Raw genomic sequence first — 3308 nt, 5'->3', positions numbered from 1 at the left:
GCTTGGCAAGATCCCCGGAAAACTTGCCACAAAAGACGCTCCTCTAAGCTACGATGGTATTTCCCAGCCACATCCTCCCCAGGTGGGAAAGTGGAAGTGGGATCCTGCCAAACTCGATTGGCCTTCTACCCTTTATCCCGCGCAACTGATCTGTTACTGCACCCCTATGAGTCGATTCACCGCTGCCGATGTAGGTTTTACCACTGAAGACTTTGCCGCCCTTCTGGATAAGTACGACTATCACTTCAGCCCTGGCGAAATTGTGGCGGGTACAGTATTCTCGGTGGAGCCACGCGGTGCTTTGATCGATATTGGGGCCAAAACGGCTGCCTTTCTGCCGCTCCAGGAGATGTCGATTAGCCGCCTGGAAGACCCGCACGAGATGCTGCAGCCGGGAGAAACCCGCGAGTTTTTTATCCTCACCGAAGAAAACGAAGAGGGACAGCTGACCCTCTCCATCCGTCGCATCGAGTACATGCGGGCCTGGGAACGGGTACGGCAGCTCCAGAAAGAAGATGCCACCGTTCGCTCAACCATTTTTGCCACCAACCGAGGTGGAGCCCTGGTGCGGATTGAGGGGCTGCGGGGCTTTATCCCCGGATCCCACATCAGCACCCGCAAGCCAAAAGAAGAGCTGGTGGGCGAAGAGCTGCCCCTGAAGTTTCTGGAGGTGGACGAAGACCGCAACCGCCTGGTGTTGAGCCATCGCCGCGCCTTGGTGGAGCGGAAGATGAACAAGCTGGAAGTGGGCGAGGTGGTGGTCGGCACGGTGCGGGGCATCAAGCCCTATGGTGCCTTTATCGATATTGGCGGCGTCTCCGGCCTGCTGCACATTTCCGAGATCTCCCACGATCATGTCGATACGCCCCACAGCGTCTTCAACGTCAACGACGAAGTGAAGGTGATGATCATCGATCTGGATGCGGAGCGGGGACGGATCTCGCTGTCCACCAAGCAACTGGAGCCCAATCCCGGCGACATGATTCGGGATCCCAAGCTGGTTTACGAGAAGGCCGAGGAGATGGCAGCCAAGTACCGCGAGCAACTGTTGGCCGCTAAGCAAGGACAAGCGGCAGAGGCCCCACCGGAAGTGGTGGAAGAGGAGCTGGAATACGCGGCGACGGCTGTGGAATGAGGGCAAGCTTGGCGCCATCTCTGCCTGCGATGAGACTGAGGTTAGGAGCCTTCAGCTCCGTTGGCGTGGGTGGCTCGTGGGAGCGGGGCAGCCCAGGCTCCTAGGGAGACGGGTACTGCTGCTGTGGCGAAGTAGGCCGACGGCGCTCACGCAGGGCTGCAAACCTGCGCCAGTAACGGGAATCCCCCGCTCCTGAGCTTGAGGAGCTGGTCAAAGACTGTAGATCTGCCCATCCATGAGCAGATGGGTGATGCCTTTCTTTTGCAGTTGGGTGCGCACAATCTCCAGAATGTAGCCGGGAAACTGGATTACCCGGTAGGGTGGGTAGGTGTTGCTGCCCCGACGGCTCATTTCGGAAAAGCGGCGGGCCACCTTGTGGCTGTCGAAAATGGGCAGCGTATTGGCGTTATCCATCCCTTCGATGGGCAGGGATCCCGAGCCAAAGAATTCTTTGAGAGGGCGGGTGGTCAGTTCTTGGTAGCGGTCAACAACGACATAGCAGGTTTCCGGTAGGGTGAGCTCTTCCAGGGGTAATACCTGAATTTGATAGCTGGGATCGGTGAGGGGATCCTCTTCTGGCCCATCTTCATCTTCTAGGAGATAGTCAGGGTCGTCCTCATCTTCGTCCTCGTCTTCAAGGTCACGGTCTTCTTCGGTCTCTTCCTCATCCTCTTCCCCGACATCCTCCACATCTTCCTGAAGCTCAGCCGCCAACTGCAGTTCTTCTGGGGGCAGTTTTGGCAGAGACTCTGTTCCAGCGGTGTTATCCTCGCCTTCGTCGTTTGCGTTCGGCTGCAGCGAGGGAGATGAAAAAGGCAGCTCCGGCTCCAGCGGCAAAATCTGCTGCTCTGGGGCTGGGATCCTGCCAACAGCAACTTTTTCCCCCATGTCTTTGCGGCGGGCAGCCGAGCGTTTGAGATGGATCAACCGCTGGTACTCATCGGCGGCGATATTTTCCTTCAACACGCGGGTGATGGTGGTGATGCTCACCTGAAATTGCTCCGCCAATTCGACGGCGGTCGCTGCTGAGCCGCGGTAGGCGCTAACAATTTGCTGTTGTTCTTGCTCTGAAAGTTTGCTGCGAGCCATCCCAGATCACCCAATCCAAAAACCGAAAAAACTGAAGAGGATCCTTAGCCAGCGGCGGTTGCCCCGCACACCCGGCTGAGGCCGGCAGCCAGCTGTTCCGGCTCCAGCCCTTTGCCAATCAACACAATTTTGGACAGGCGGGGCTCATCGGGATCCCAGTCCCGTTCCAGAAAAAGGGTTTGCCGCTGGCCCACCTGATGAAAGATAACCCGCTGCGGCTCATCCAGAACCGACAGCACCCCCTTGGCGCGAAAAAGGGTCTCGGGCATGTCTTGTAGCCAATCGCGAAAAGCCGCCAAATCCAGCGGCTGCTGCAGTTGAAAGCTCACCGATTGGATCCCGTCTTCCTCGAGGTGATGGCTATGGTGGGCCTCAGTCTCTGCATTGGGGAGCCTGGGATCCCACAATTCTGGGCGGAAGGCATGCACATCCAAGATGCGGGCCAGAGGCACCTGGGCATGGGTGGTGAGCAGGCAAGGGGCAGCGGGGTTGTAGCGGCGCAGATCGAGAAGGATCCGCTCTCGTTCGGCTTCGTCGATCAAATCCACCTTATTGAGCAACAAAATGTCAGCGCTGCCGATCTGGTGGGCGGCGGTTTGCGAGCGCTGGAAATTGCGCCAGTATTCGGCACCGTCAACCAAGGTCACCACGCCATCCAGGCGCAACTCCTCATGAAAGACCCTCTGCACAAATAGCTCGGTCACCTGCCTGGGATCCGCCACGCCGCTGGTTTCCACCACCAGATAGTCCAACGCCTGGGCATGCTGGAGCAGCTGGCGGGCCGCCCGTTCAAAATCCTCTCGCACCGTGCAGCAGAGGCAACCATTGTTGAGCTGCATCAGCCCCCCCTCGGGCATGTTGACCAACTCGCCATCGATGGAAATCTCGCCAAACTCGTTGAGGATAACCCCAATGCGCAACCCATGCTCCTCTTCCAAAATGCGCTTGAGCAGCGTGGTTTTGCCACTGCCCAAAAAACCTGTCAAAATCGTCACCGGAAGCTGAGCTTTCATATCAGGTGAGGCTGAACTGACAAGCGGCCAACAAACCCTTCTCTCAAGTTCCCCAGAAGCTCTACTAGCTT

Annotated in this window: 3 protein-coding genes; 1 reads left to right on the top strand and 2 read right to left on the bottom strand. The window is 57.8% G+C overall.

Annotated elements, in window-relative coordinates:
• Window positions 1-166 precede the first annotated feature (166 nt).
• On the top strand, window positions 167-1135 hold the full coding sequence (locus NW820_RS11330) for a 30S ribosomal protein S1 (RefSeq protein ID WP_011433921.1): 969 nt from the start codon (window positions 167-169) through the stop codon (window positions 1133-1135).
• A gap of 210 nt (window positions 1136-1345) precedes the next feature.
• Here NW820_RS11330 and NW820_RS11325 read toward each other — a convergent pair whose 3' ends face one another.
• Together NW820_RS11325 and NW820_RS11320 are read right to left on the bottom strand one after the other, a co-directional pair.
• Complete coding sequence (locus NW820_RS11325) at window positions 1346-2224, bottom strand: hypothetical protein (RefSeq protein ID WP_414407528.1); 879 nt, start codon at window positions 2222-2224, stop codon at window positions 1346-1348.
• A 44-nt stretch (window positions 2225-2268) separates the two neighbouring features.
• Window positions 2269-3237, bottom strand: coding sequence for a CobW family GTP-binding protein (locus NW820_RS11320; RefSeq protein WP_414407527.1), 969 nt, complete (start codon window positions 3235-3237; stop codon window positions 2269-2271).
• Window positions 3238-3308: the final 71 nt, after the last annotated feature.

The organism is Synechococcus sp. R55.7, assembly GCF_047461955.1.
GTDB lineage: Bacteria > Cyanobacteriota > Cyanobacteriia > Thermostichales > Thermostichaceae > Thermostichus.
The sequence above is the reverse complement of the archived record's forward strand: the minus strand, read 5'-3'. Positions and strand labels throughout refer to the sequence as shown.

What these genes read in the sequence shown, in the direction of transcription:
- NW820_RS11325 (WP_414407528.1), bottom strand. Translation starts at nt 2,224, where the DNA reads ATGGCTCGCAGCAAACTTTCAGAGCAAGAACAACAGCAAATTGTTAGC.
- NW820_RS11320 (WP_414407527.1), bottom strand. Translation starts at nt 3,237, where the DNA reads ATGAAAGCTCAGCTTCCGGTGACGATTTTGACAGGTTTTTTGGGCAGT.
- NW820_RS11330 (WP_011433921.1), top strand. Translation starts at nt 167, where the DNA reads ATGAGTCGATTCACCGCTGCCGATGTAGGTTTTACCACTGAAGACTTT.